Here is a 26,144-nt window from a genome sequence, read left to right as displayed (position 1 = left end):
CAGGCTGCATCTCAACATTTGTAATTTGCCGGAATGAAAAAAGCCCGCTGCCGGGAGGAGGTGGCAGCGGGCTCGATTTCGAATGTGACGCGGGAGGAGGTGCGCCCCATTCAGCGTTGGCATCGCATCTGGGAGGAGTAGATGGCCAACACGGTCAAACTACCCATTGCCCAATGATTCGGCAATCGCGGATGTTGCATGGCTGCTGTGCAGATTTGCCGGATCACCTAAGGGAATGGTCGTCAGGCCGCGTGTGAAATGAGATGCCGGCTAGCTCAAAAGTCGACCAATGGTCGCGAGCCTCGATATCACTGCACCGGGACATTCTCCTTCAAGATCAGGCGTGGCTCAATGAATTTCCTGGTCAGGTACGGCGCCGAAGACGCAATTGAGCCCAACAGGCGGATGACCGACTGTTCGGCGATCAGCCGCGCGTTCTGGTCGATGACGACATCGAGCAGGTCGTCAACAAGGTAGCCACGCGTTTCCCTGGTCAGATCGTGGCAGATGAAAACAGGCTTCCTCTGTGGCCTCGCTTCCCGAAGCGCCTTTGCCACGCCGGAACGTCCGGCGCCAACGCAGTAGATGCCAAGCAGTTCCGGTTCATTGTGCAGCGCCTTCATGGTCGCGGTGTAGCTGATTTCCGGCTCGTCGTTGATCTCGACGGCGCTGGTTACCGTCAGTTGCGGGAACTCCTCGCTGAGCACGGAGCGGAAGCCCATTTCGCGCTCCTCGTGGCCGCGATAGGAGCGTGATCCGACGACCATTGCCAGATGCCCGGAGCGGCCACCGAGGAAGCGCCCCATCATGAGGGCAGCCGTGCGGCCGGCAACGCGGTTATCAATGCCGACATAGGCGGAGCGAGGCGCGGCGGGCACGTCGGATATCATCGTCACCAGACGAATGCCGGCTTCGACGATCTCGCGCAGGATGTTGCGCGTTCGCGGATGATCGACCGCGATGACACCGACGCCATTGGCGCGCAATGACAGGTTCTCGACGGCGGCCTGCAGCGCGCTCGGTGAAATGCCGGCGAGATTGTGGATGCGGCAGGAGGCGACAAGAGGCAGGCGCGCCGCATAGTCCTCGATATGACCAGCCAGATCCATCATGAAGGCATTGCTGCCGATGGGCAGGAAGAATTCGAGATGGGCGGGTCGAGAGGGCAGCGTCACCTGATCCGCGACCGGCAGATAACCGAGTTGCTTGGCGGCCTCCATCACGCGCTGCCGGTTGGCGGCACTGGCGCCCGGCCGGTTGTTGAGCACGCGATCGACCGTGGCGGTCGAAAGACCGCAGTTCCTGGCGATGTCCGAGACGGTGGCTTTCATGGGTCTTCAGCCTGTCGGCTGCGTGCCTTCGACTACCGCGTCGTGAATTTCCTTGTCGGACATGCCGGTGATGATCCGTTCAACTTCGGCGACGCTGGTCTTCTTCGGGTCGATATCATCGGCGACCACCTTGCCCCGACGCATGACGACGATGCGGTCGACCACCTGGAAGACATGGTGGATATTGTGCGCGATGAAGATGCAGGAATGGCCGGAATCGCGGGCGTTGCGCACGAAACTCAGCACGCCTTGCGTCTCGGCGACGCCGAGATTGTTGGTCGGCTCGTCAAGAATGATGAGGTCGCTGTCGAAATGCATGGCGCGCGCGATCGCCACGGCCTGCCGCTCGCCGCCCGAGAGCGAGCCGATCGGCGTCGTCGGCGGGATATTCTTGGAGATGCCGACCTGCTTGAGCAGGTCGCGGGCCACCATGTTCATCGTCTCCTGGTCCATGCGGTTCAGGAAGCGCGGTGGTTTGATCGGCTCGCGCCCGAGGAACAAATTGCGGGCGATCGACAATTGCGTCACCAGCGCCGAGTCCTGGTAGATGGTCTCGATGCCGTGGGCAATGGCGTCGCTGGTGCTGCGCAGGTTCACTTTCTTGCCGCGAATGAAGATATCGCCGCTGGTCAGCGGCACGGCGCCCGACAAGACCTTGATCAGCGTCGACTTGCCGGCACCGTTGTCGCCGAGCAGGCCGACAATCTCCCTCTCGTTGACATGGAAATTGGCATCCTCAAGCGCCTGCACGCGCCCATAGGACTTGCGGATGTTCGTCATGCGGATGAGTGGCTCGGCCATGGTTCAAGTCCCTGCCTGATGCCGGCGTTCCAGCCATGAGTGGAGCGCCATCATGCCAAGGATGATGGCGCCGATGAAGATGTTGTAGGCAAGGCCCGGCACGCCGATCAGCACGATGCCGTTGCGCATCACGCGCAGGATCAGGATGCCGAGCACGGTGCCGATAATCGTGCCGCGTCCGCCGGTCAGCGCGGTGCCGCCGATCACCACCATGGCGATGACTTCCAGTTCGTAGCCAGTGCCGCTGTTGGGGTTGGCCGCCGAGGTGCGCAGCGAGGAGATGACGCCGGCTAGCGAGGCCATGACCGACGACAGGATGAACAGGCCGATCTTGACGCCGTTGACGTTGACGCCGCGCGCCCGTGCCGCGCTGGGGTTGCCGCCGGCCGCCTGGATCCAGTTGCCGATACGGCTCTGCGTCAGCACGTAACCAAGCGCGATCGCCGCGGCGATGAACCAGAACAGCGACATGTAGATACGGAATGGCCCGATGAAGAAATCGCCGACCAGTATCTCGGCGAGCCAGCTGCCTTCGGCGCTCCAGGTACGTTGCGGAAAACCGTCGGTCACGAACAGGGCGGTCCCGCGTACGACCAGCAGCATACCGAGCGTCACCAGGAAGGAGGGGATTTTCAACTGCGTCACGAACCAGCCATTGACCAGTCCGATGAAGGCGGCGACCAGCAAGGCGACGAAGAAGCCTACCTCAAGCGAGGTGAGGCCGCTGTTGAACAGCGTCCACATGAGCACCGGCGAGAAGCCGAACAGCGAGCCGACCGACAGGTCGAATTCGCCCGATGTCATCAGCAGCGTCATGGCCAGCGCGATCAGGCCGAGCTCGACGGTGAAGGCCAGCGTGTTTGAGATGTTCTGCGGCGACAGGAAGTCGTGATTGAAGCTCCAGAACACGGTGATCTCGACGACGAGGAGCACGAAAGGCCCGAATTCAGGCCGCGCGATCAGGCGTTGGATAAGCGAATGATTTTCCACGTTGGACCCGCGACATGGTTGGGATTGGCCGGCAGCTCAAGGCACGAGCGGTCCGAGGCGGAAAGGCAATGTCTGGCGCCGCGCATCCGGAAGGACGCGCGGCGCTGTAGGCTTCGAGTCTTACTTGCCCGACAGGATCTTGTCGTAGACCGCAGCGGTGTCTTTTTCGTAGAGCGCGCCGGTGATCACGTTGAAGCCCGGAGGAATGCCTGATGCTGCCATGTTGGCCAGCGAAAGCGCGACATAGCTGGTCGCCTGCGGGTCCTGCCACTGCCCGGCATTGACGTAGCCGTTCAGCACTTCCTGCGTTGTGTCGAGCGAGTTGCCCCAGCCGACGACCGGGATTTCGCCTGGCTTGATGCCGACCTGGTCGAACACGCGCTTGATCGAACCGGTGACCAGGTCGCCGAGGCCGATGATCGCCTTGACCTTGGCCTTGTTGGCGGTGAGGTAGTCGACCATGCGGTTGATGACTTCTGCCTGGTCGAGCGTCGCTTCGGTGACTTCATAGGTGATGCCCAGCGGGCCGAAGACGCTCTTGATGCCTTCCTCTTCCTGAACGCCATAGGTGGCGCCGGGAATCTCGACCGGCATCCAGACGAAATCGCCTTTCTTCACCAGGCCCTTGTCGACCAGATATTGCGCCCAGTGCTTGCCGAAGGTGACGTTGTCGCCGCCGACATAGGCGTTGAAGTTCGCCTTCGGATCGGGCGTGTTGAAGTTGATGATCGGGATGTTCGCCGCGCGGGCTTCCTTGACGATCTCGACCAGGCTGCCCGGATCGGGACTGGTGGTGGTGATGCCGTCTGCCTTGGCGGCGATGGCCGCGCGTACGGCCTCCTGCTGCGAGGCCACGTCGCCATTGTGGAACGAGGTGTTGACAGTGTTGCCGGTGTCTTTCGCCCATTGCTTGGCGCCGGCCAGGAAGTAGGTCCAGACCGGATCGGCCGGGCCGCCATGTGAAATCCAATAGAAGGTCTTGGCCTGTGCGGCCGCCGGAATGGCCAGCGCCACAATCAGACCGATCGCAAGTAATCGTAGCCTCGTCAGCATTTGGTTTCCTCCCATTTTGAAAATGACTACCAAGTCCAACTTCTGTTCCGGCAAAGAAACCGGACCGCGTCTTTTTGCCAGCGCCAGTCAGATACGTCAGAGCACCCCCTTTTTCGGCGGATGGCAAGCCTCCATTTGCAAGTGGTAGACGGGGGCGGTTGAGGCGCCATCAGGACCTCAATCAGATTACATCAGTTTGGATGAGATTTTCCCGGCAGGCGACCCTTCCTCGGCAGGCAAATTTCCATACAGTGCGCCGGGCACAGGGAGGATTGCATGACGAAAAAGCGATGGCGTGTTGTCGGCGTCAACTTCGACCACATGCACATGGGAGATCTGCTGCGTGAGGTTCGCGACCATCCCGACGCCGAAATCGTCGGTATCTGTGATGCCAGGCCTGAGCGGATGAGCGGCGCTTCTTCGGCTCTCGACATTCCAGCGGACAAGATATTCACGGACGTTCAACAGTGCCTGTCCACCACTCGTCCCGACCTGGTCATCCTTTGCCCGGCGACCGCCGACCATGCATCGGCGGTCGAGGAGGCCGCCGGCTTCGGCGCCGATATTCTCGTCGAGAAACCGTTTGCCGCCTCGCTCGCCGATGCCGACCGGATGATCGCCGCGACACGGAAATCCGGCGTTCGGCTCGCCATCAACTGGCCGCTAGCCTGGTATCCGCCGCATGTCACGACCAAGCGGCTGATCGACGAAGGCACGATCGGCGAGGTGATCGAAGTCCATTTCTATGACGGCAATCGCGGTCCCCTCTACCACCTTGCCGACAAGGTCGAGGTTTCCGACGAGGAGGTGCGGCGGAGAAAGCCGACCTCATGGTGGTACAAGGCCGCTTCGGGAGGCGGCAGCCTGCTCGATTATATGGGTTATGGCGCCACGCTTGGCACCTGGTTCATGGGCGGCCGCGCGCCGCTGACGGTGACATCGGTGGTCGACCGTCCCGAAGGTCTCGAAGTCGACGAGCATTCCATCACCGTCTGCCGATACGCCACCGGCCTGTCGAAATTCGAAACGCGCTGGGGCACTTTCACCGATCCGTGGACGTTGCAGCCGCAGCCGAAATGCGGCTTCGTGGTGGTGGGAACCGAAGGCACCATTTCCAGCTACGACTATGAGGAGCATATCGGCGTGCAAACCAGGGCGCATCCTGAGGTGCGCAACATCGCCGTGGACGTGCTCGAGGCGCCCTTCCGCAGGCCGGTGGAATATGTCCTGCACTGCAAGCAGGCCGGCAAGCCGATCGAAGGGCCGCTCAATGCCGACCTGTGCCGGACCGCGCAGCGCATCATCGACACGGCGGTGCTGTCGGCCCGAGAGGGACGGACGCTGGAGCTGTTGCCATGACCAAATCCGGCAACGAAACCGAAATACCGGCGCCGGATTCCTACGCGCTCGTTGCCGCCGACGCCAAGCCGGTGGCGGCTCCGATCCTCGACTATGCGCCGCCGATGCCAAAGGACAGATCGATCCCGATCGGGTTGATCGGCGCCGGTGGCATCAGCTTCGCGCATCTCGATGCCTACAGGAAATCCGGGCTGAACGTCGTCGCCATTGCCGACCGGCACCTCGACCGGGCGCAAGGCCGTCGCGATCAGTTTTTTCCAAATGCCGTCGCGACTGATCGGATCGATGATCTGATCGGCAATCCCGGCATCATGGTGCTGGATATCACCCTGCATCCGGCGGATCGCGCGCCGCTGATCCGGCGAGCACTGGAGGCCGGCCAGCACGTGCTGTCGCAGAAGCCGTTCGTGCGCGACATGACCATTGGCCGCGAACTGGTTGATATGGCCGAGGCCAGCGGACTCCAGCTTGCCGTCAACCAAAATGGCCGCTGGGCGCCGCATCTGTCCTATATCCGCGAAGCCGTCTCCGCAGGACTGATCGGTGAGGTGACTGGGGTGCACGTGTCCATCCAGTGGGACCATTCCTGGATCGCCGGCACGCCCTTCGAAAAGATCGACCAGATCGTGCTCGACGACTTCGCCATCCACTGGTTCGATTTTCTGGCAAGCGTCATCGGCGACACCGCGCGGACCGTCTACGCGACCGGCACGCGTGCAGGGGATCAGCAGGTGGCCTCACAGCTTCTGGCCCAGGCGATGGTCGCCTATCCGGGCGGGCAGGCATCGCTTGTCTTCGATGGTCACACCCGCTTCGGCGCACAGGATTCGACGGTCGTCATCGGCACCAGGGGAACGCTGCGCAGCACCGGGCCCGACCTCGGACGGCAGGCGGTCAGTCTCACGACGGCCGAGGGCGTGGCGCGGCCGGAGCTCACCGGTCAGTGGTTCAATGACGGCTTTGCCGGCACCATGGGCGCGCTGCTCGTAGCTGTCGAGACCGGCAAGCCGCCGATCAATGCCGCGCGCGGCAATCTCGTCTCATTGCGCCTCGTCGAGGCGGCGATGACCAGCGCGAAAACGGGCGCGCCGGTCGCCTTGCGCTCTACCGATCCTCGGTGATCCTGAGATAGGCGGCGGTGACGAGCAGCACGATGGCTCCGAAGAGGATGCGGCGCGCGCCTTCGGGCATCTGCAGCACGCTGAGCAGCGTCGTCAGCACCGTCAGGATGAGCGCGCCGATGATCGTGCCGGTGTAGCCGCCGCGTCCTCCGAAGATCGATGTCCCGCCAATCACCGCCGCCGCGACCGAGGGCAGCACGAGCGGCTCGACCAGCGACAGCGACGGCGCCTTGATGAGGCCGACATAAAGCAGCCCCATGACGCCGGCGAGCAGGCTCGAAATGACGTAGAGGGCGACGATGACCTGCCAGTAGACGACGCCCGACAGGCGCGTCGCCTTCTCATTGTCGCCGACCGCATAGAGCAGCCTGCCGAAACCGGTGCGGCGCAGCGTGAAGATGATGGCAGCGGCCACGGGAATGAACAGCAGCAACGCGTTGGGAATGCCGTAGCTCAAGCCGGTGCCGAGCCAGGCCAGGAAGTCGGGAACCTTGGTACCGGTGGCGATGACAGTGCGCTGGTAGACCTGCAGGCAGCCGATGCCGATCAGGCTGGTACCAAGCGTCATGATCAGCGGATGGACGCGAAAGACGCCGACGCCGATGCCGTTCGCCAGGCCGATCAGTACGGCCGGCATCATGGCGATCAGGATCGCGACCGCCGGGTGAAAGTGGATCGCCTGCGTCGCCATGATGAAGGCGGCCATCGTTGCGACCGTTCCCACCGAAAGGTCTATGCCGCCGGTCAGCATCGTCATGGTCTGGCAGCCGGCCAGCATCGCCAGCGGAATCGCGAACTTGATCGTATTGGCGATCCAGCGCTCGTTGACGATGCCCGGCCGCAGGATCTGCAGGACAACGACCAGAAGGATGAGCAGGACGATCAGGGGCACCAGCGGCTGATCGCTCATGAACCGCTTGAGGCGGCGGCCGAAAGAAACAGGCTGTGTCGACGTTACGCTTGCGCTCATGGTGTGCGGCCTCTCATCGCAAGGTATGCGCCAAGCATCACGACGACGACCATGATGGTACCTTCGACGATCGCGGTGACGTTTGGATCGATGGCGAGAAGCGTCAGGTCGGTTCGCACCAGACGCAGCACGAAGACGGCGACGATCGGGCCGACCAGCCCGCCACGGCCGCCGCCAAGCACCACGCCGCCCAAGACCACGGCCGCGACGCTGGCCAGCAGATACGGCCCCGGAATGGGAGCGCCAATGCCGGTGCTCATGGTCAATGTCAGCCCTCCCATGGCGCCGAACAGGCCGGCAAAAGCATAGGCGATGATCTTGGTGCGCGCGACCGGCACGCCGCTGCGGAAGGCGGCGAGCGGGTTGCTGCCGATCGCGTAGATGGAGAGGCCAAGCCAGGAACGCCTGAGCGGAATCCAGACGATGCCGAGACAGACGAGCAGGAGCAGAAGGCCCTTGGGGATCCAGGCATTGACCGCGTCGGGAATGCCGGGAATCTGGATCGTGCCGACGATCAGTTCCTTCAGCCATTCGGCGGCGCCGCCGCCGGGTGAGCCGAGCACGAGCAGGGCGGCACCCTGCAGCACGAAGAGCATCGACAGCGTCACCACGATGTCGGGAACACGGGTGACGACGATCAGGATGCCGTTGAGCGCACCGAGCGCAGCGCCCATCAGCAGCACCATCGGCACCACCAGCAGCGCGAATTCCTCGCTGGCGCCATTCATCATGTAGGCCGCCGTGACGCTGGTCAGCGCCATCATCGAGGCAACCGACAGATCGATGCCTCCCGCGATGACGACGATCGTCTGCGCCGCGACGGCGAAGGCGAAGGGCAGCACGGCACGCACCAGCGATCCAAAGTCGCCCGCGCCATAGCCGGGCTGGATGATCTTGGTGATGACGAACAGCAACGCCAGCAGCACGAACAGACCCGTGACCCAGCCATTCTTTCGGATGAAGTGGATCATCGCGAGCCTGCCGGAGTGTTCGAGGCGGCGAGGATGCCGACATCGTCCCGCGCATGGCGGGGAAGGCCGTAGGAAGCGCGGGTAAGGGCGGCTTCGTCGGCAATATCCGTCGGCAGCACGTCGACAACGCGGCCGCCGAAGATGACGATGGCGCGGTCGCAGACGCGCTGCACCTCTTCCAGTTCGGACGTGTAGTAGAGCACCGATTTGCCCTGGGCGGCGAGTTCGCGCAGCAGCCTGTAGATCTCCTGTTTGGTGCGCACGTCGATGCCGCGCGTTGGATCGAAGCAGAGGATGGTGCGGGCGTCCGCCGCGATCCAGCGGGCGATGGTGACCTTCTGCTGGTTGCCTCCGGACAGCCGCTGGACTTCGCGTTGCGCCCGTGTGTCGATCTGCAGCCGCTCGATGGCGCCGGCGACGGTGGTGCGCTCGCGGCCCATATTGATCGGGCCCCATTTGCGCAGCCGGGCGCTGAAGGGCAGGGCGATGTTTTCGCGCACCGATTGCTGCATCAGCAGCACTTCCGTGCGATCACCGGGAACGTAGGCTATACCCAGCTCGATCGCATCGGCGGGATGGCTGAACTGAACAGCCTTGCCGTCAACCTCGATCGTTCCTCCGGACGGGCGGATGGCGCCCGAAAGCGCCCCGAACAGCTCATCTTGCCCCTGGCCTTCCAGGGCGACCACGCCGGCGACTTCGCCGTCCCTGAGGTCGAACGAGACGTCCTGGAGCTTGGTCCCGACGCGCAGATTGCGCACGCCGAGCCGGGGACGGGTCGCTTGGACACCGTCGGCCGCTCTGGCGCCGCCGCTCTTGGTGTAGGTCTTCTCGACGCGCGCGCCGAGCATCAACTCGACGATCTTCTCCTCGATGCCGGGCACGATGTCGACGACACCGACGGTCTCGCCGTCGCGCAGCACGGTGGCGCGGTCGCACATCGCTGAGATCTCGATGAAGCGGTGGGAAATGAAGATGACGGAGCGCCCGCTCTTGCTCTGTTGCCTGACGACGTCGATCACCCGTTCGGCAAGGTTTGCCGGCAGTGCCGCGGTCATCTCGTCGAGCAGGATCACGTCGGGTTCGACGGCCAGCGCGCGGGCAAGGTCGAGCACTCTCAGGATCGCCAGCGGCACATCCCTCGCCATGTCGTTGACGTCGAGATCGGGGACGCCGAGTTCGCGCACCCAGGCGCGGAACGGCTCGAGCGGCGTGCCGGTCAGCCGGAGGTTGGAGACGATGTCGAGATCCGGGATCAGCGACGGTTCCTGATAGACGGGAACCAGCCCGGCCCGGCGGGCATCGGCTGGAGAGCGCACGTCACGTGCCTGGCCTCTGATCTTGATGTCACCCTTGTCGGCGCGTATCGCGCCGGTCAGGATCTTGACCAGGGTCGACTTGCCGGCCCCGTTCGCGCCCATCAGCGCATGGACTTCGCCCGGCAGTACGGACAGCGACGCGTTGCGCAGCGCGGCCACCGCGCCATAGCTTTTCGCCACACCGGCGGCGTCGAGGATGGGATTCGTCGTCAAGGGTGCGATCCAGGGTTAAATGGCAGGGACGGCAGGCACTTTGGCTTGCCGTCCCTGCTTGTCGTTTCAGGTCGGTCGATTATTCGCCGGGGCCCTTGCAGGCCACGATCTGGTCCTTGGTGTAGGTCGTCCAGTTCGGGATCGAGATCGACACCGGCCACTCGGGCGAAAGCGACGGATCGGCCGCCGACTTCAGCTGAGCCTTGCCGGCATCGGTGACGTTTTCCCACAGCGACGGCTCGACCAGCACGGTCTGCTGAGCCGGCTTCTTGCCGTCGAGGATCTGCAGGGCGAGCGTCACGCCAGCGCCGCCGATCGAGCCCGGATTGGTGACCGCGGCGCCCTTGAGGCCTTCGACCTTGTTGAGCTGGCCGACGAAGCCAGCATTGTCGGCGCCGACGATCGGCACCAGCGCTGTCTGGGACTCCGTCAGAGCGTCGACGATCACGTTGTCGATGCCAGACGTCCAGATACCGGTGAACGGCGTTCCGGTGGCGATGAAGTCGAGGATCTGCTGCTTGGCCTGGTCCTGCTGCCAGCCGGTGAAGACCTCATGCACGACCTTCACGTCCGGAAATTCCTTGAGCGCTTCCTTGAAGCCTTTGTCGCGGTCGCTGTCGGCCGAGGCGCCAGCGGCACCACGCATGTAGACGACGCCGCCCTTGCCGCCCATCTGCTGGAACAGCCACTTGGCGCCCAGATAGGCGTATTTTTCCTGGTTGTTGGAGATGATGTAGGCCGAGGGCTCGGTAACCGCCTGGTCGACGGCGACGACGACGATGCCAGCCTTGGTGGCTTCGGCAAGGGCCGCCTTGATGCCCGCCGGATCGGCCGGGTTGACGACGATGGCATCGACCTTGGCGCTGATCAGGTTGCGCAGGTCTTCCAGCTGGCCGGCCGCGTCGGTATTACGGTGGGCGATGTTGAGCTTGGCGACCTCGCCCGAAGCGAGCGCCTGCGCCTTGATCGCGCAGATCATCTCTTCACGCCAGCCATTGCCCTGCACGGTGTTGGAAACACCGATCGTGTAGGTCTTTCCCGCCGCCATCGCTGCGGTCGAGCATAGGCCTGCCACGAGCGCGGCAAGCCCGATCTTCTTAAGCATTTTCATGTGTAACTCCTCCACTGTTCAGTTCTGTATTTACCGTACGGAAAACCTCTCCGTCGCGGATTGGGTGATCACGCGGCGATCGTGGTCCATGCTCCTCCATTGTCATGGGAATCCACGGCCGCCTCGATGAAACGCATGCCGACGAGGCCATCATGAATGTTGGGCACCGCGGCGACAAGGGCCGGGTCGGGTGTCCTGCCGGCGCGGCGGGCGGCAATCAGCGCCGCGGCGTCGCGGTAGAGATTGGCAAACCCCTCGACATAGCCTTCCGGATGCTCGGCCGGCATGCGCGATACCGAGCCGGCTGCCTGGCCGACGCCCGGTCCGCCACGCGTCAGGGTTCGGGCAGGTTCGCCGAATGCCGCGAAATGCAGCACCTCCGGCTCATGCGCGAACCATTCCAGGCCGGCCTTTTCGCCATACACTTTGAGCGAGAGGCGGTTGTAATTTCCAGGCGACACCTGGCTGGCGATGAGCACGCCGCGCGCGCCGCTGGCGTAGCGCATCAGCACATGGGCGTTGTCGTCCAGTCGCCGGCCGGGCACGAAGGTCGTCAGGTCGGCGGCAATGGCGTCCGGCATTTGGCCGGTGACGAACTGGGCCAGGCTGTAGGCGTGCACGCCGATATCGGCGAGGCAGGCCGAGCGCCCGGCGCGTGCGGGGTCGGTGCGCCATTCCGCCTGCTTCTGGCCGTCGGCGTCGATCGGCAGCGTCAGCCAGTCCTGGATATATTCGGCGCGCACGATGCGGATCTTGCCCAGCGCGCCGGAGGCGACGATGGCGCGCGCCTCGCGCACCATGGCGTAGCCGGTGTTGTTCAAGGTGACGGCAAACACCAGTCCGCTTTTCGCGGCGCGTCGTGCCAGGTCCTCGGCCTGCTGCAATGTGGCTGACAGCGGCTTGTCGCAGATGATGTCGATGCCTGCGTCGAGAAAGGCTGCGGCTACTGGCGCGTGCATATGGTTCGGCGTGACGATCACCACCGCCTCAATGCCGTCAGCACGCGCCGCCTCGGCCGCCGCCATCTCCTGGTAGCTGGAATAGGCGCGGTCGGCCGCAATGCCGATATCGGCTGCGGACAGTCGCGCCCGCTCCGGGTCGGAGGACAGTGCGCCGGCGACGAGCTCGATGCGATCATCGAGCCGCATTGCCAGGCGATGCACGGCGCCAATGAAGGCGTCGCGGCCGCCACCGACCATGCCGACCCTTAGCCTGCGTGTCTCGATCGCGTCATTGGTGGCATGAACCATGGTTCAGCCCCTCAAGCCGGGAAGCCGGCCAGCCTGCATCGTCTTCCTCCCAAGCCATGCGTTCTTTTTTCGATAAAGTACTGCATGTGAATTTCCAAAAGTCAAATTATGAAATTCCTGATTCTTGTCCATTTCAGCCTCTGTCAGAGGCCAGAAAATCGCGGATGACGAAAAGCGCCGGCTGCTTCTGCAGCCTGGCCACGTCAGCGGCGAGTCGAGCCCTTATTGCAGCGTCCGCGCGCAGGTCGAAACCGAAGATCCCATCAATTTCCAGCATGCCATCAACCAAAGTTCCAGCATCACCTCCGCTGGCGGTTCCGATGGCCTGTGTGCGCTCGGCAAACGGGTCGTTGACCTCGATCTTCCGGCCGGCGCTGTCGCGGCCGCTCGCATATTGCATCCAGCCGGCAATGCCAAGCAGCAGGCCGTCGCAAGGCGTTCCCGCACGCAGCCCGGCGCGCAACGGCTCAAGCAGGCGCTGCTTGATCTTCTGCGAGCCGTCCGTCGATATCTGCTGCGTTCGGTGCTTCAGCGCCGGGTTCCTGAGACGAACAATCGTTTCCGCGATATAAGCGGGTACGTCTATGCCGGCGACCGGCGGCAGGTTGGGCACCACTTCGCGCGCGATGGTTTGTTCGGCGAATTGGGCGAAGCCATCCTTGGCCATCACGTCCGACATGAATTCGAGGCCGGACAGGACTCCGAGCTGGCAGAGATTAGATTGGATGCCGTTGACCACCCGCATCTTGAGGATCTCGTAAGGCGCGACATCCCTGACGAAGAGGGCGCCGGCTCGGTCCCAGGCCGGCAACGGTCCATCGAAACGGTCTTCCAGAACCCACATGCGAAACGGCTCGCCGACGACGAGACCCAGATCCTCCACGCCGGTCTGCGATGCGAAAGCGGCGATGTCCTCCGGCCGCGTCGCCGGCACGATGCGGTCGACCATGGTGTTGGCGAAATGCGCTTCCCGCGCGACGCGATCGTGCAGGACAGGATCGATCTTCGCGGCGAGGCCCAGCACCGAGTTCCGCAAGGTCGAGCCATTGTCTGGAACATTGTCGCAGCTGATCAAGGCCGGCAGGGGCGTGCCGGATTGAAGCCTTCGCGCCAGCATGCGCAACACGAAACCCGGCACGGAGACCGGCGATTGCGGATTGGCGATGTCGTGCCGGATGTCGGGGTGATCGAGATCGAGTTCACCCGTCGCCGGAATATGGCAGTAGCCCTTTTCCGTCACGGTCAGGGTCACCACGCCGATGGCGGCACTGCTTGCCTTATCCAACGCGCGCTTCAGCGTCGCATGATGCGAGGCCTGATCCGGGCCGGGCACCGAGATAGTGTCCACCATCGCACCGATCAACCGGCGGTCCGTCTGGCTGCCGTCACGCAGCTCGCGGCAATAGAGGCCGCCTTGCGGACCGAGCGTGGAGCCGAGATCGGGTGCGCGCAAATTCACGCCGACAATGCCCCATGGCCCGAAAGCAGATTCCAGTGCGTCGTCGGTATATTCGGCCTGGTGGCAGCGATGAAAGGCGCCGACCCCAAGATGCAGCATGCCCGGAGTGAGGCGCGTCCGATCATAGCCAGGGCGGCGGACCGACGCGGGCAGGAGGTCCAGGCTCGACGTGCCAAGCCGGATAGATTGAGCGTCCGAACCCATCATGCAATTCCGCGCGTTGGTGCACCGAGCACGGCCTGTTCCATGTCGATCAGCGTGCCGGTCATCAAGCCTGACATGTCGCTGAGCAGGAACAGCGCCAGTTGGGCTACTTCATCCATGGTCAGCAGGCGTCCGAGCGGCATGCCGGCCGCGGCAACCTTGGCCCAGTCTTCGCCCTTGCCGAGCTTGCGTGCCTGCATCTCCTGTTCGGCGGGCGTCGCCACCCAGCCCATGTTGATGCCGTTGACACGGATGCGATCGGCAAGATGCGCGTTGGCGATGTTGCGGGTCAGCGTCGACAGCGCGCCCTTGGTGGCGGAATAGATGGCGAGGTCCGCAGCGCCGCAATGGGCGTTCACAGATAGGATGTTGACGATAGATCCGGGTGCCTGCCGTGCCTTCATATCGGCCACCGCCGCCTGCATCAGGAAGAAAGGTGCGCGCGCATTGACGGAAAACAGCCTTTCCCAGTCATCCATGGTGCCGGTTTCCATTGAGGCGCGGTCGGTGAGGGCGGCGGCGTTGACCAGGCAGTCGACGCGGCCAAGCCTCGTGATGGCTTCCGCCATCACGGCGGCTGGTGCGGCGGGTTCGGCAAGGTCGGCCTGGATGAAGACGACTGGCTGCTCAGTCCTTGTCAGTTCTTCGGCAATGCGCGCGCCGCGCTCGGCGTTGCGGCCGACAATGGCGATGGCTTCGACACCGCCGGCCGAGGCCAGCCGCGCTATAGTCGCGCCAAGCCCTTGCGTTCCTCCGGTGACGACAAGCGTCTTGCCCTCAAGCGCTACAATCAACGGACCCTCCCAAATACCGATGAATGGAAAATTTCCAATTTTATAATTATAGAAATATGTTTCCATTAGCCGTGAGTCAAGCGCGGCAGAAGACGGCGATCAACCCTTCAGCGGTCTATTAGACTGCCCAGGCTGACGATGATCGATTGGCACAGCACCATCGCCGGCACCTGCGAACGGAAGTGCCCAAGACGGGCTTCCTTCACATAGAGCGTATGCGTGCCGAGTTTGGCCACCGGGCTCAGTTCATTGTCGGTGATGACAAGCAGTTTGCGGCCCTTCTTGTGGGCGGCTTTCGCCAGCTCGACCGTCTCCGGCGTGTAGTCGTCGAAGGTCAGTACGAAGAGCACGTCATCGGGCGCCATGGCTGCCAGCTGTTGCTCGCGCATGGCGCCCATATTGTCGATCAGATGCGCCCGTTTGCCGACCCGCGAAAACCCGTAATAGGAATAAGTGCCGACGCCGAAGGCGCCACGCGCCGCGGCAATGTGAACGGCGCCGGACTGCCGGAGCACCTCGACGAAGCCGCGCAGGGTTGCGGCATCGATGTCCTCGCGCACCCTGAGCAAAGCGTCCATCGCAGCCAGCACGAACGTGTCGAACACGACATGCGGGTCATCCAGTTCGAGGTCCGCCGACAGCGGCTTGCCGGGGCCTTCGGAAAGCGCCTTCATGCGGTCGGAATAGGTCATCTTCGGTCCGACGAGGCGCTGGCGAAACACGTTCTGCAGGCCGCTGAAACCGTCGAAGCCCATTTCCTTGGCAAAGCGCGAAATCGTCGACGGATGCGTGCCGGCCTGCCTGGCGATCTCGACGATGGTGTAGATCGCCACGTCTTCGGGATTGTTGAGGAAGAACTGGGCGACCTGCTGCAGCCGCTTGCTCAGCTTCGATTTGCCCTCCGACAGTGCCGCGACGAGGCTGCCGTAGTCGTCCGTAGCTCTTTGTTCGGACGCCATTGACTCCCCCTTCCATCCGCCGGCGCGTTTCGCGTCGAATTCCAGAAAGATAATTCCATATTCCTCGTTGTGGAAAATTCAATGGTTGAAATCACGCTTCGAGCGGCAACCGGTTCGACCGCTTGATCTGCGTCAGTGCAAAGCTCGATTCGATCGAGGCGACGCCTTCGAGCCGCGTCAGCTTCTCCTTCAGGAAGCGCTCATAGGCATGCAGGTCCCGCACGACGATGCGAAGCAGGTAATCGCGCTGGCCGGTCATCAGGTAGCAATCGACGACCTCCGGCCAGCGCGTGATCGCTGCGCTGAACCGTTCAAGCTCGTTCTCGCGCTGACGCTCCAGCTTGATCGATGCGAACACGGAGATCGGCAGGTCGACGAGATCCTGGTCGATGACGGCGGTGTAGCTGGTGATGACACCCATGTCCTCCATCAGCCGGACCCGGCGCGCGCAGGGCGAAGCCGAGAGGCCGACCTTGTCGGCAAGCTGCTGCGCGGTCATGCGTCCGTCGATTTGCAGCGCATCGATGATCTTGCGGTCGATATCGTCGAGCCGGGTTTTTGGCATGGAACACCATTTTTGATGCCAGAATTGATGGAAGTGCCTAAACTGATCTCGCGGGAGGTGCAAGTTTAGCGAAAACCGTCCGTAGGCCTGACATATGCTGGACAGGTTCAGAAGCGGGAGGAAGGTGCTTGGACAAAGGGAAATTGAAGGCGCTTTCCGCGCTGGAGAAAAAGGTGCTTTGGCTGGCGGCGTGGATGATCCACAATGCCAATCATCTGCGCGAAAACACCGACGGCCTGAAGGTTGGCGGCCACCAGGCGTCATCAGCCTCGATGGCGACGATCATGACCGCGCTCTATTTCTCCGCGCTCAGGCCTGAAGACCGCATCGCGGTGAAGCCGCATGCGTCCCCTATATTCCATGCCATCCAGTATCTGCTGGGCAACCAGACACGCGAGAAGCTCGAGCAGTTCCGCGCCTTTGGCGGCGCGCAAAGCTATCCATCACGGACCAAGGATATCGACGATGTCGATTTCTCCACCGGCTCGGTGGGACTGGGCGTGGCCCAGACGCTGTTCGCCTCACTGGTGCAGGATTATCTGCGCGCCCGTGACGAGAATTTTGCCGAAGGCCGCATGGTGGCGTTGATCGGCGACGCCGAGATGGATGAGGGCAACATCTTCGAAGCGCTGCTGGAGGGCTGGAAGCACGGCCTGCGCAATTGCTGGTGGATCGTCGACTATAACCGCCAGAGCCTTGATGCGGTGGTGCGCGAGGGCCTGTGGGAGCGCTTCGAGAGCATCTTCCGCAATTTCGGCTGGGATGTCGTCATCCTGAAATATGGCTCACTGCAGCAGGCGGCCTTCGCCGAACCTGGCGGTGAGGCGCTGCGCGGCTGGATCGACGCCTGTCCCAACCAGCTTTATTCGGCGCTGACCTTCCAGGGCGGTGTCGCCTGGCGCAAGCGCTTGCTGGCCGACATTGGCAACGCACCCAGCGTCGCGTCGCTGCTCGAACGGCGTTCCGACGCCGATCTGGCCGCGCTGATGACCAATCTCGGCGGCCATGACCTGCCGTGCCTGCTCGACGCGTTCGAAACGGCGCGCGGCAACGACCGCCCGACCTGCTTCATCGCCTACACGATCAAGGGTTTCGGGCTGCCGCTCGCTGGCCACAAGGACAACCATTCCGGTCTGATGACAAAAGACCAGATGGCGACGTTTCGCACGTCGATGTCGGTCGGCGAAGGCCGCGAGTGGAACGCCTTCGAGGGACTGGATGTCGGGGATCTGGAGCTGCAGCGGTTCCTCGACGCGGTTCCGTTCGCGGCCAAGGGCCAGCGTCGGCGTCACGCCCAACGCATCATCGTGCCCGATCGTCTTGTCTCGGAAGCCAAGGGCAGCGTTTCCACACAAGTTGGCTTCGGCAGGATCCTGGATGAGATCGGGCGGGCCGGCGGACCGCTCGCGGACGCCATCGTCACCACATCGCCGGATGTCACGGTTTCAACCAATCTCGGCCCATGGGTGAACCGGCGCGGGCTCTTCGCCAAGGAATCGCTGGCGGATACGTTCCGCAACGAACGCATCGTCTCGGCGCAGAAATGGGAGTTCGGCACGTCCGGCCAGCATATCGAGCTTGGCATCGCCGAGAACAATCTGTTCATCCTGCTGTCGGCGCTCGGCCTGTCGCACTCGATCTTCGGCAAGCGGCTGCTGCCGATCGGCACGCTCTACGACCCGTTCATCCAGCGCGGCCTCGATGCGCTCAACTATGCCTGCTACCAGGATGCCCGCTTCCTGCTCGTCGCCACGCCCTCAGGCGTGACGCTGGCGCCCGAGGGTGGCGCGCACCAGTCGATCGCCACCCAGCTGATCGGCATGGCGCAAGACGGGCTTGCCGCCTATGAACCGGCCTTCGTCGACGAGTTGAGCGTTATCATGCGCTTTGCGCTGGATTACATGCAGCGCGATGGCGACGCCGTGCAGTCGGAGCGCACATGGCTGCGCGACGAGACCGGCGGATCGGTCTATCTGCGCTTGTCGACACGGCCGGTCGAACAGGTCGCCCGTACCATGACGCCGGAGCTCGAGCAGGACATTGTCGATGGCGGCTACTGGCTGCGCCGCCCGGGCCCGAATGCCGAGTTGGTCGTCGCCTATACCGGCGCGGTCGCTCCGGAGGCCATCGAGGCGGTCGGCATGATGGCGGAGGACCGTCGCGATGTCGGCCTGCTGGCGGTAACCTCGGCCGATCGGCTGAACGCCGGCTGGACCGCGGCTAGCCGTGCGCGCGAACGCGGCCTCGTCCATGCCAGGAGCCATGTCGAAAGGCTGTTTGATGATCTTCCGCCGCACTGCGCGATAGTTACGGTGACCGACGGCCACCCGGCATCGCTCGGATGGCTGGGTTCGGTCCACGGCCATCGCACGCGCAGCCTTGGCGTCGAGCATTTCGGCCAGTCGGGAACGATCGACGATCTCTACCGTCACTTCGGCATCGACGCGAATTCGATCGTGGCGGCCGGCAATGGCATCGCGGCTGGACGACCGATGCGCTATCTGCGCGCGTTGGATTGATACTGTCGATGTGCATCGGCTCCTGGCACGGTCTTCATGTCCGTGTCGGGCCGGCGACAATGCCGCGATCATGCAGTCGTCCGATCTCGTCGTCGCTCAATCCCAGGCTGGTCAGAATCTCATCGGTGTGCTCGCCGGGCAAAGGCGCCCGCCTTGCACCGACGCGGTTCGCCGATGAGAAGTAGAGCGGCGAGGCCGGCGTCAGCAGGGGGCCGATGCCAGGGTGATCGACCCTGGAGAACAGCGGATTGTCCGTTGAACAGCGTGGGTCTTCCGCCAGCAATTGCTGGAATGTCTGGTAAGGACCCCAGGAAGCGCCTGCGTCGGAAAGGATATGCCGGAGCTCGGCAAAGCTGCGGGCTGAAAACCATGGCGCCAGTGCAGCGCTGATGGCATCCCGTGCCACGAAACGTCCGCTTTCCGTTGAAAGGTCGGTGCCGGTCGCGGAGGTGAGACCGGCCGCGTCAAGACCCGTTGCCCGCTGCAATGCGGCCCACTGCCGGTCGGTCAGGGCCATCACCATGACGCGCCGGCCATCCGCAGTGATGAAGTCGCGTCCGAATGCGCCGTAAAGGGAGTTACCGTCCTTTTCGGCCATTCCCCCACGTTCGGCTTGCGCCAGCCGCCCAAGATTGCCGACCATGGCCAGCGCCACGTCGGATAGCGCCAGTTTCACCAGCGATCCCTTGCCGGTGCGGCTGCGATGCCGGTCGGCCGCGAGCAGGCCGACGGCGGCCATCTCGCCCATGGCGATATCCCAGGCCGGTAGCACGCTGTTGGTGGGCTCGTCGGCGCCGCGCGGTCCTGTGATCTCGGGAAAGCCGGTCGCGAATTGACCGTGTAATCGACCTCGCTTGAACCATCGGCGTTGCCGGTCAGCGCGACCATGATGAGATCGTCACGGCGTGCTTTGAGGGCTTCGTAGGTGAGAGCGCCCCTGGCCGGCAGGTTGGTCAGGAAGATGCCGTGATCAGGCCCCGGCCGGGTGATCAATGCCGCAACGATGTCCTGTCCTTCCGGGGAGCGCAGGTCGACCTGTATCGAACGCTTGCCTTTGTTCATGCCCGCCCAGAACAGGCTTTGGCCGCTTTCCGTCACCGGCCAGCGGCGATGGTCGAGCCCGCCGCCAATCTGGTCGAAGCGGATGACGTCGGCGCCGAGCTGCGCCAGCGTCATGCCGCCGAGCGGCGCCGCGACGAAGGCTGAGCCCTCGACGACGCTGAGGCCAGACAGGATGCCGTCATTCATGCGAACAATCCGATCAGCCGCCAGTCGAGGACGTCGGAAACCTTGCCGGAGAGATTTGTCGCTCTCGCGAAGGAGCGCAGATGGACAAGCCCGCCACCGGACGGCAGCGCCTCGCAGCGTTCGACGGTGATCTCGGAATGCAGCGTATCGCCTTCATGCACCGGACCGAGATGGTCGCAATCGTGCCAGCCGAGAATGGTGACCAGGGACGGGAAGACACGGGTCAGCTGTGCTGCTGCAAGCCCGATCGTGTGGCCGCCATAGACGAGGCGTTGCCCCGACTGTGTGCTGTCATGATGGATAGCAGCCAGGTTCATCGTCAGCCGCGCCAGTTCCGGCGCGCTGCTGACCACGTCGCCGCCCGCAAGGCGATGCACTGTCCCTGCGCGCAGATCGTTGAAATGCAGGCCATGGACCGCCTTGCGATAGGCTTCGAGATTCCAGCTCTCGACTGCCGCTGCCGCCTGCATGGCTGTCAGTTCGGGTCTCGGCAAATCGGTCTCGCCTTGCGCGCCACTATCTTCGGCTTGCCTGGCGGGCAGCATGGCGCAACGACAGAAATCGAGCACCGGCCGATCGTCCTGATCGCTGGTGGCGATTCGCATGGTGACGAGGCCGCGCGATGGCCGGCCGGGCTTGGCGCTGGCCGGCCGCAGCCCAATGACCGTGGTGGCGGTCTTGAGAGTATCTCCGATAGACGGCGCCCTGCGGAAGAACAGGCCACGATAGAAGAGGTTGGCGATCGCCCGCTGTGTCACAAGCGTCGATTGCCCGATCGCGATGTCCCAGACCAGCGCCGGTGCGGCGAATGGCTGTTGGCTACCGGTGACGGACGCCGACAAATCGGCATCGAAGGCGAGCCTGAGCCGGCCGCCGACAATGGCGTGATGAACGGCGGCAAGGCCGTCCGTCAGCCGCATGGCCGGCGCCGTATCGAAACGATCGCCAATTCTCAGATCATCATAGAACGGTCCGTCTATGCCGATCGCCGAACGCTCGCTTGTCATGCCTTGGCAAGCCTGGATGCTAGCGTGACCAGAAGCTGAACCTCTGGTCGCCTCCAGCCGAAGAAGCGCTGACATGCGACAGGATTTCTCCCAGATCTGGTGCCGGTGAGTCCAGCACCTCCGCCGTCGCCCGTTCCACCGCATCGCGCGTCTCGGCTTTCAGATGGTCGAGACCGCCTGGCGCCAGAATGCTTTCGCTGACCAGCCTATCGGCAAGAATGTCGATCGGGTCGCGCTTCAACCAGGCGTCCAGTTCGCCCGCCGGCCGGTACGTCGCCGGGTCGGATCGCGAATGGCCTGAATAGCGATAGGTCTTCATTTCGATCAAGGTCGGACCTTCGCCTCGGCGCGCCCGCGCAACAGCGGTCGTCATCGCCTCCGCGACCTTGTCGACATCCTGCCCGTCGACGATGACGCCGGGCATGTCGTAGCTGGCGGCACGCACCGCGATATCCTCGACCGGCGTCGACAGTTCGATGCGCGTGTATTCGCCATAGAGATTGTTCTCGCAGACGAACACCACCGGCAGTTTGCGGATGGCCGCGAAATTCAGCGATTCATGGAAGGCGCCGATGTTGGCCGAGCCGTCCCCGAAGATCGAGACGGCGACGCGATCCTTGCCACGCGCCCGTGCGGCCATTGCCGCCCCGCAGGCGATGGGCAGCCCGGCGCCAATAATGGCTGCGGTCGGCAGCAGGCCAACCTCCGGCTCGACCAGATGCATCGAGCCGCCAAGGCCGCCGGCACAGCCGATGACGCGGCCGCAAATCTCGCCGATCACGCCTTCCGGCGTCACGCCGAGTGCCAGCGCGTGGCCGTGGCCGCGATAGGTGCAGGTGACGATATCGTCCGGATCGATCGAGCGGGCGATGCCGACCGAAACCGCCTCCTGGCCGCTGGCCAGATGCGTGCTGCCGCGGATATGGCCTTCGGCGAACAGCTTCTGGATGCGATCCTCGACAAAGCGGATTTCGATCATCCGCGTGAGTTGCTCGAGTCTGTCCTGCAAGGCTTCGCGACGGGCAATCGGGGAATTGGAATTGGAGATCGTCATGCTGCATTCCTCCACCAGGGCAGGGGCGGTTTGTTGGTCGAGACCAGGGCGGCCACCTGCTCGGCCACATAGGCCGGGTTGGGCAGGAAACGGGCTTCAAGGGCGCCGCTGTAGGGCACGGGAGCGTCGGGAAGCGTGATCCGGTGCGGCGCGGCCTTCAGCTTGCCGAAAGCCTCGACGGCGATCGACGAGACGACGTCGCCGCCCCAGCCGCTGCCGGCCGGCGCCTCTTCCAAGGTGACCAGACGGCCGGTGCGCGCAACTGATTCCATCACGGTCTTGCGGTCCCAGGGCCACAATGTCAGGAGGTCGATGACCTCGATGTTGGCGCTGCTGGCCTCCGCCGCCGCCAGCGCGACGCGCCGCATGGCGCCGCAGGTGACGAGCGTCACATCGCTTCCCTGCCGCGCGATCTCGGCCTGGCCGAGCGGAATGCGGTAGTTGCGGTCGAATTCATATTCCTCGCGCTCGGCGTAGAGCACGCGCGGCTCGAGTATCACCACGGGATCGGGATCCTCGATCGCGGAACGGAGCAGGCCGTAGGTCGTGCGGGCGTTGCTGGTCACCGCGACCTTGAGGCCCGGCGTGCCCCGAAACCAATGATCGAGCATCTGCGAGTGTTGGCAACCGAAACCCTGGCCGGCGCCGGCCGAGGCGCGCACGACGAGCGGCGTCGTCAGCCGGCCGCGAGACAGATAGCGCATCGTCGCCGCCTGCGTCGTCAATTGATCGAGCGCGACTCCGATGAACTCGATGAACATCATCTCGACCACCGGCTTCAGACCGCAGACCGCCGCGCCGACCGCGGCGCCCATGAAGGCCATTTCGGAAATCGGCGTGTCGATCACCCGTTCCGGGCCGTGCGAGGCAAGCAGGCCGTCGGTCACCTTGAACGGGCCGCCGGCCACGGCGACATCCTCGCCCATGACGATGACGCTGGGATCATCCGTCATCGCATCGTCAAGCGCCCTCAGGACCGCTTGCCGTATCCAGATTTTAGCCAAGGTTCAGACCTCCCAATACGCTGTTCAACCGTCTGTGCAGGGCATGAAGCTAGCCCAGTCGAAAAAATTTGGAAACGTTTTTATTGATGCCTGACGCCACTCTGGTTATAGCTGTGGAAGAGCCGCGTCCTTTCGACGGATGGACGCGGTCACAGCCCTCTGGCGCACTCGCGCGTCCACCGTGCGGCCTTCCGGCAACCGGCGGATTTCCTTCAGTACAGGCCTTGCACACGGAGAATCGGCGATGCGTTCCACCCTCAAAATGCCCAAGGTCGGCGACGCCGTCGACGAAGTCGTGATCAACGATATCCAGGCCAAGATTGGCGCCAAGGTCGTCGAGGGGCAGACGCTGTTTGTTGTCGAAACCGACAAGAGCCAGGTCGAGATTCCGGCTCCTTTTGGCGGCACCGTGGTCGAGATCCTGATTGCTGTCGGCGATGACGTGAAAACCGGCGCGCCGACGCTCGTGCTTGAGGTCTGACAGGCAGAGGAGCCACTGGGCTCGACCGAAGGCCGCGGCGGCGGTCATGACGATATCGCCGACATGTTCAAATCGCGGCGCAGCAGTTTGCCATTGGCGCTGCGCGGCAGGCTGGGCACGAAGAACACCTGCCTCGGGCATTTGTAGGCGGCAAGGCGCTTGCCAGCCATGGCGACGATGTCTTCGGCGCTGACGCTGGCGCCGTCCTTGCGCACCACATAGGCGGCGATCACCGATACATCGTCGCGCACACGGTGTTCGGCGACCGCGATTTCGGCAATGCCGGGGCAGGGCGCCAATGCCGCCTCGACCTCCAGCGGCGAGACCCGGAAGCCGCCAGCATTCATCATGTCGTCGGCACGGCCATGATACCAGATATAGCCGTCTTTATCGAAAGCGGCGAGATCACCGCCGGCAAACCAGTCGCCGCGAAACACCTGGTTTTCTTCCTCCGCGCGCCGCCAGTAGCCGCGCATCAGGCCGGCATCGCCGCGATGGATGGCAAGCAGCCCGATGTCTCCGGTGGGCAACGGCTCATTGGAACCCGAAAGCGGCAGGATGGCGATGCGCCGTCCGCCTTGCGACTTGCCTGGGCTGCCCGGGCGGATCGGCATGCCCGCGTGGTTGGAGACGAAGGTCGAGCATTCGCTCATGCCAAACGCCTCGTAGATCTCGCGCCCCGTAGCTCTGCGCCAGCTTTCCAGGATAGCAGGGCTCAGGGCCTCGCCGGCGGCAAGGCCATGCCGCAGCGTTGGCATGCTCCCCGGTGTCAACGAGCAGTATTTCAGCATCTGCCGATAGAGCGAGGGCACGGCGGCGAAAAGCGTGGCACCGGCGGCGTCGATCAGCTTTGGCCACACCTCGATATCCCTCGGCCCGTTATAGAGCACGGCGGTCGCGCCGCAGGCCCAGGGGTCGAGCAACCCGACGCCCAGCGTATAGCTCCAGTTGAAGGCGCCCGCATGCAGCATGATGTCATCGGAGGTCAGCCCTTGCCAGTCGCGGTGCATTGGTGCCCGGCCAAGCGCGGTGCGATGCGCGTGAACGACGCCCTTGGGCCGGCTGGTCGTGCCGGATGTGTAGATCATGAAGGCCGGCGCTTCGGCCTCCGTGTCCGCATGGGCGGGAAGCGGTACCGACGCCTTGAGGCGGGCGATCGCTTTTTCGTCGATGATCTTGCAGCCCGGCGGGATCGAAGCGATTGCCAATGGGCCGGTTCGCACGATGGCTGAGGCGGCGGAATCGTCGAGCAAAAAAGCGGCTTCACCTTCCGTCAGTTGCGAGGACACGGGAATCGGCACGAGGCCGGCCGAGATGGCGCCGAAGAACAGCAGCGCATAGTCGCTGGTGTTGGGCAGGCGCAGCATGATCCTGTCGCCGGCAGTGAGGCCCTCGGCAAGCAGCCCCGCGGCCACGCCGCGCACGGCAAGGTCGAGGGCGGCATAGGTCCAGCGCTCGGCTTGTTCGGGTGCATCGGCGTCACCGACCACGATCAACGCCGTCTTGTCCGGCGTCGCGCTTGCGGGGCGACCGACGCAATGATCAGCGAGATTGAAGGGTTTCGCGATCAAGAGACCCGCAGCCAGTCTGCGATGTGCACCATCCCTTGCACGGTCCAGCCGCCATCGACGACCAAGGTTTGGCCCGTGATGTAGCTTGCCCTGTCGCTGGCCAGGTAGACGACCGGATCGGCGATCTCCACGGGCTCCGCGAGCCGCCCCATCGGAATGCGTTCGACCTGCCATTCGCCACGGATGGAACCGTCCTTCAGCCCTTGCTCGATCAGCTTGGTACGCGTGGAGCCGGGAGCCACCGCATTGACGCGGATGTTGGCGGACGCGACCTCCGTGGCGTAGACGCGCGTCAGGCTTTCGATGCCTGCCTTCGCGGCGCTGTAGGGTCCACGTCCGGGGATGCCGACAATGCCCGCGGCTGACGCGATGCTGACGATCGCACCGCCGGTGCCTCGCTCCCGCATGCGGCGTATCGCCTGTGCACAGCATAGATGCATGCCGGTCAAGTGGGTGTTGAGAACCAGATGCCAGTCCTCGATCAGCATGTTTTCGGCGAGGGCAACCCGCTGCACGCCGGCATTGTTGACCAGCACGTCAATGCATCCGGCCTCACGGTCGATGCTGCGGAAGGCCTCGGCGACGCTTTCGGTGTTCGCAACGTCGGCGGTCAGATAGGTTACGCCTTCGCGCCTTTCGTCCGGTTCGCTGAGATCGAGCGAGAAGACCCTGGCGCCTTCCTCTAGGAAACGAGCGGCAATCGCATCGCCGATGCCGCGTGCCGCACCGGTTATGGCGGCTACCTTTCCCGACAGCGATTGCGTCATGGCTGGTTCCTCCCTGTGTCCTG

General features: G+C 63.8%; 23 protein-coding genes and 1 pseudogene. 4 read left to right on the top strand and 20 right to left on the bottom strand.

Features of this window, described 5'->3' with window-relative positions; genetic code table 11:
• Nucleotides 1-308 precede the first annotated feature (308 nt).
• The 4 genes from LGH82_RS11625 to LGH82_RS11610 form a co-directional block, all read right to left on the bottom strand.
• A complete protein-coding gene (locus tag LGH82_RS11625; protein WP_227348623.1) occupies nucleotides 309-1,331 on the bottom strand; it encodes a LacI family DNA-binding transcriptional regulator in 1,023 nt (340 codons plus the stop codon).
• Between the two features lie 6 nt (nucleotides 1,332-1,337).
• Nucleotides 1,338-2,132 carry an ATP-binding cassette domain-containing protein gene (locus LGH82_RS11620; RefSeq protein WP_227348622.1) on the bottom strand — a complete coding sequence of 265 codons (795 nt, stop codon included), beginning with the start codon at nucleotides 2,130-2,132 and terminating at the stop codon, nucleotides 1,338-1,340.
• Nucleotides 2,133-2,135: 3 nt separating this feature from the next.
• Nucleotides 2,136-3,122, bottom strand: a complete 987-nt coding sequence (locus LGH82_RS11615; protein ID WP_227348621.1) for an ABC transporter permease — start codon at nucleotides 3,120-3,122, stop codon at nucleotides 2,136-2,138.
• Nucleotides 3,123-3,242: 120 nt separating this feature from the next.
• Nucleotides 3,243-4,175, bottom strand: a complete 933-nt coding sequence (locus tag LGH82_RS11610; protein WP_227348620.1) for a substrate-binding domain-containing protein — start codon at nucleotides 4,173-4,175, stop codon at nucleotides 3,243-3,245.
• A gap of 276 nt (nucleotides 4,176-4,451) precedes the next feature.
• On the opposite strand from LGH82_RS11610, the gene LGH82_RS11605 reads away from it, so the two are divergent.
• Both LGH82_RS11605 and LGH82_RS11600 read left to right on the top strand, forming a co-directional pair.
• Complete coding sequence (locus LGH82_RS11605) at nucleotides 4,452-5,534, top strand: Gfo/Idh/MocA family protein (protein ID WP_227348619.1); 1,083 nt, start codon at nucleotides 4,452-4,454, stop codon at nucleotides 5,532-5,534.
• Entirely contained in the window at nucleotides 5,531-6,655 is a 1,125-nt protein-coding gene (locus tag LGH82_RS11600; protein WP_227348618.1) for a Gfo/Idh/MocA family protein, read from the top strand. Before LGH82_RS11605 ends, LGH82_RS11600 begins: the two co-directional genes overlap by 4 nt.
• On the opposite strand, the gene LGH82_RS11595 is transcribed toward LGH82_RS11600, so the two are convergent.
• The 9 genes from LGH82_RS11595 to LGH82_RS11555 form a co-directional block, all read right to left on the bottom strand.
• On the bottom strand, nucleotides 6,639-7,625 hold the full coding sequence (locus LGH82_RS11595) for an ABC transporter permease (protein WP_227348617.1): 987 nt from the start codon (nucleotides 7,623-7,625) through the stop codon (nucleotides 6,639-6,641). The genes LGH82_RS11600 and LGH82_RS11595 overlap by 17 nt on opposite strands.
• Nucleotides 7,622-8,596: an ABC transporter permease gene (locus LGH82_RS11590; RefSeq protein ID WP_227348616.1), complete on the bottom strand. Its 975-nt coding sequence runs from the start codon at nucleotides 8,594-8,596 to the stop codon at nucleotides 7,622-7,624. The genes LGH82_RS11595 and LGH82_RS11590 overlap by 4 nt, the downstream gene beginning before the upstream one ends.
• Complete coding sequence (locus LGH82_RS11585) at nucleotides 8,593-10,128, bottom strand: sugar ABC transporter ATP-binding protein (RefSeq protein ID WP_227348615.1); 1,536 nt, start codon at nucleotides 10,126-10,128, stop codon at nucleotides 8,593-8,595. The genes LGH82_RS11590 and LGH82_RS11585 overlap by 4 nt, the downstream gene beginning before the upstream one ends.
• A gap of 79 nt (nucleotides 10,129-10,207) precedes the next feature.
• A complete protein-coding gene (locus tag LGH82_RS11580; RefSeq protein ID WP_319799947.1) occupies nucleotides 10,208-11,233 on the bottom strand; it encodes an ABC transporter substrate-binding protein in 1,026 nt (341 codons plus the stop codon).
• 74 nt (nucleotides 11,234-11,307) lie between these two features.
• A complete protein-coding gene (locus tag LGH82_RS11575) occupies nucleotides 11,308-12,489 on the bottom strand; it encodes a Gfo/Idh/MocA family protein (RefSeq protein WP_227348613.1) in 1,182 nt (393 codons plus the stop codon).
• Between the two features lie 133 nt (nucleotides 12,490-12,622).
• On the bottom strand, nucleotides 12,623-14,152 hold the full coding sequence (locus LGH82_RS11570; RefSeq protein ID WP_227348612.1) for a mannitol dehydrogenase family protein: 1,530 nt from the start codon (nucleotides 14,150-14,152) through the stop codon (nucleotides 12,623-12,625).
• Nucleotides 14,152-14,946 carry an SDR family oxidoreductase gene (locus tag LGH82_RS11565; protein ID WP_227348611.1) on the bottom strand — a complete coding sequence of 265 codons (795 nt, stop codon included), beginning with the start codon at nucleotides 14,944-14,946 and terminating at the stop codon, nucleotides 14,152-14,154. The genes LGH82_RS11570 and LGH82_RS11565 overlap by 1 nt, the downstream gene beginning before the upstream one ends.
• A 107-nt stretch (nucleotides 14,947-15,053) precedes the next feature.
• On the bottom strand, nucleotides 15,054-15,905 hold the full coding sequence (locus LGH82_RS11560) for a MurR/RpiR family transcriptional regulator (RefSeq protein WP_227348610.1): 852 nt from the start codon (nucleotides 15,903-15,905) through the stop codon (nucleotides 15,054-15,056).
• A 91-nt stretch (nucleotides 15,906-15,996) separates the two neighbouring features.
• Entirely contained in the window at nucleotides 15,997-16,470 is a 474-nt protein-coding gene (locus tag LGH82_RS11555; RefSeq protein WP_227348609.1) for an Lrp/AsnC family transcriptional regulator, read from the bottom strand.
• 194 nt (nucleotides 16,471-16,664) lie between these two features.
• On the opposite strand from LGH82_RS11555, the gene LGH82_RS11550 reads away from it, so the two are divergent.
• Nucleotides 16,665-18,989: a transketolase-like TK C-terminal-containing protein gene (locus LGH82_RS11550; protein WP_227349555.1), complete on the top strand. Its 2,325-nt coding sequence runs from the start codon at nucleotides 16,665-16,667 to the stop codon at nucleotides 18,987-18,989.
• 34 nt (nucleotides 18,990-19,023) lie between these two features.
• On the opposite strand, the gene LGH82_RS33285 is transcribed toward LGH82_RS11550, so the two are convergent.
• The 5 genes and pseudogenes from LGH82_RS33285 to LGH82_RS11530 form a co-directional block, all read right to left on the bottom strand.
• Nucleotides 19,024-19,800, bottom strand: coding sequence for a CoA transferase (locus LGH82_RS33285; protein WP_264484398.1), 777 nt, complete (start codon nucleotides 19,798-19,800; stop codon nucleotides 19,024-19,026).
• A 68-nt stretch (nucleotides 19,801-19,868) separates the two neighbouring features.
• Nucleotides 19,869-20,237: pseudogene (locus tag LGH82_RS33280) on the bottom strand (CoA transferase); the annotation flags it as partial.
• Nucleotides 20,234-21,244 carry a hypothetical protein gene (locus LGH82_RS11540; protein ID WP_227348608.1) on the bottom strand — a complete coding sequence of 337 codons (1,011 nt, stop codon included), beginning with the start codon at nucleotides 21,242-21,244 and terminating at the stop codon, nucleotides 20,234-20,236. The pseudogene LGH82_RS33280 and the gene LGH82_RS11540, both read right to left, overlap by 4 nt.
• A 19-nt stretch (nucleotides 21,245-21,263) precedes the next feature.
• Nucleotides 21,264-22,298, bottom strand: coding sequence for a thiamine pyrophosphate-dependent dehydrogenase E1 component subunit alpha (locus LGH82_RS11535; RefSeq protein ID WP_227348607.1), 1,035 nt, complete (start codon nucleotides 22,296-22,298; stop codon nucleotides 21,264-21,266).
• Nucleotides 22,295-23,302, bottom strand: a complete 1,008-nt coding sequence (locus LGH82_RS11530) for an alpha-ketoacid dehydrogenase subunit beta (RefSeq protein ID WP_227348606.1) — start codon at nucleotides 23,300-23,302, stop codon at nucleotides 22,295-22,297. The genes LGH82_RS11535 and LGH82_RS11530 overlap by 4 nt, the downstream gene beginning before the upstream one ends.
• A 244-nt stretch (nucleotides 23,303-23,546) precedes the next feature.
• Here LGH82_RS11530 and LGH82_RS11525 point away from each other — a divergent pair, with 244 nt between their 5' ends.
• On the top strand, nucleotides 23,547-23,783 hold the full coding sequence (locus LGH82_RS11525) for a biotin/lipoyl-containing protein (protein ID WP_227348605.1): 237 nt from the start codon (nucleotides 23,547-23,549) through the stop codon (nucleotides 23,781-23,783).
• Nucleotides 23,784-23,827: 44 nt separating this feature from the next.
• On the opposite strand, the gene LGH82_RS11520 is transcribed toward LGH82_RS11525, so the two are convergent.
• Nucleotides 23,828-25,354, bottom strand: coding sequence for an acyl-CoA synthetase (locus LGH82_RS11520; protein WP_227348604.1), 1,527 nt, complete (start codon nucleotides 25,352-25,354; stop codon nucleotides 23,828-23,830).
• Nucleotides 25,351-26,121 carry an SDR family NAD(P)-dependent oxidoreductase gene (locus LGH82_RS11515; protein WP_227348603.1) on the bottom strand — a complete coding sequence of 257 codons (771 nt, stop codon included), beginning with the start codon at nucleotides 26,119-26,121 and terminating at the stop codon, nucleotides 25,351-25,353. Before LGH82_RS11515 ends, LGH82_RS11520 begins: the two co-directional genes overlap by 4 nt.
• Nucleotides 26,122-26,144 lie beyond the last annotated feature (23 nt).

Source organism: Mesorhizobium sp. PAMC28654 (genome assembly GCF_020616515.1).
GTDB lineage: Bacteria > Pseudomonadota > Alphaproteobacteria > Rhizobiales > Rhizobiaceae > Mesorhizobium.
Note: the sequence above shows the minus strand (reverse complement) of the source record. Positions and strands in the feature narration are given on the sequence as shown.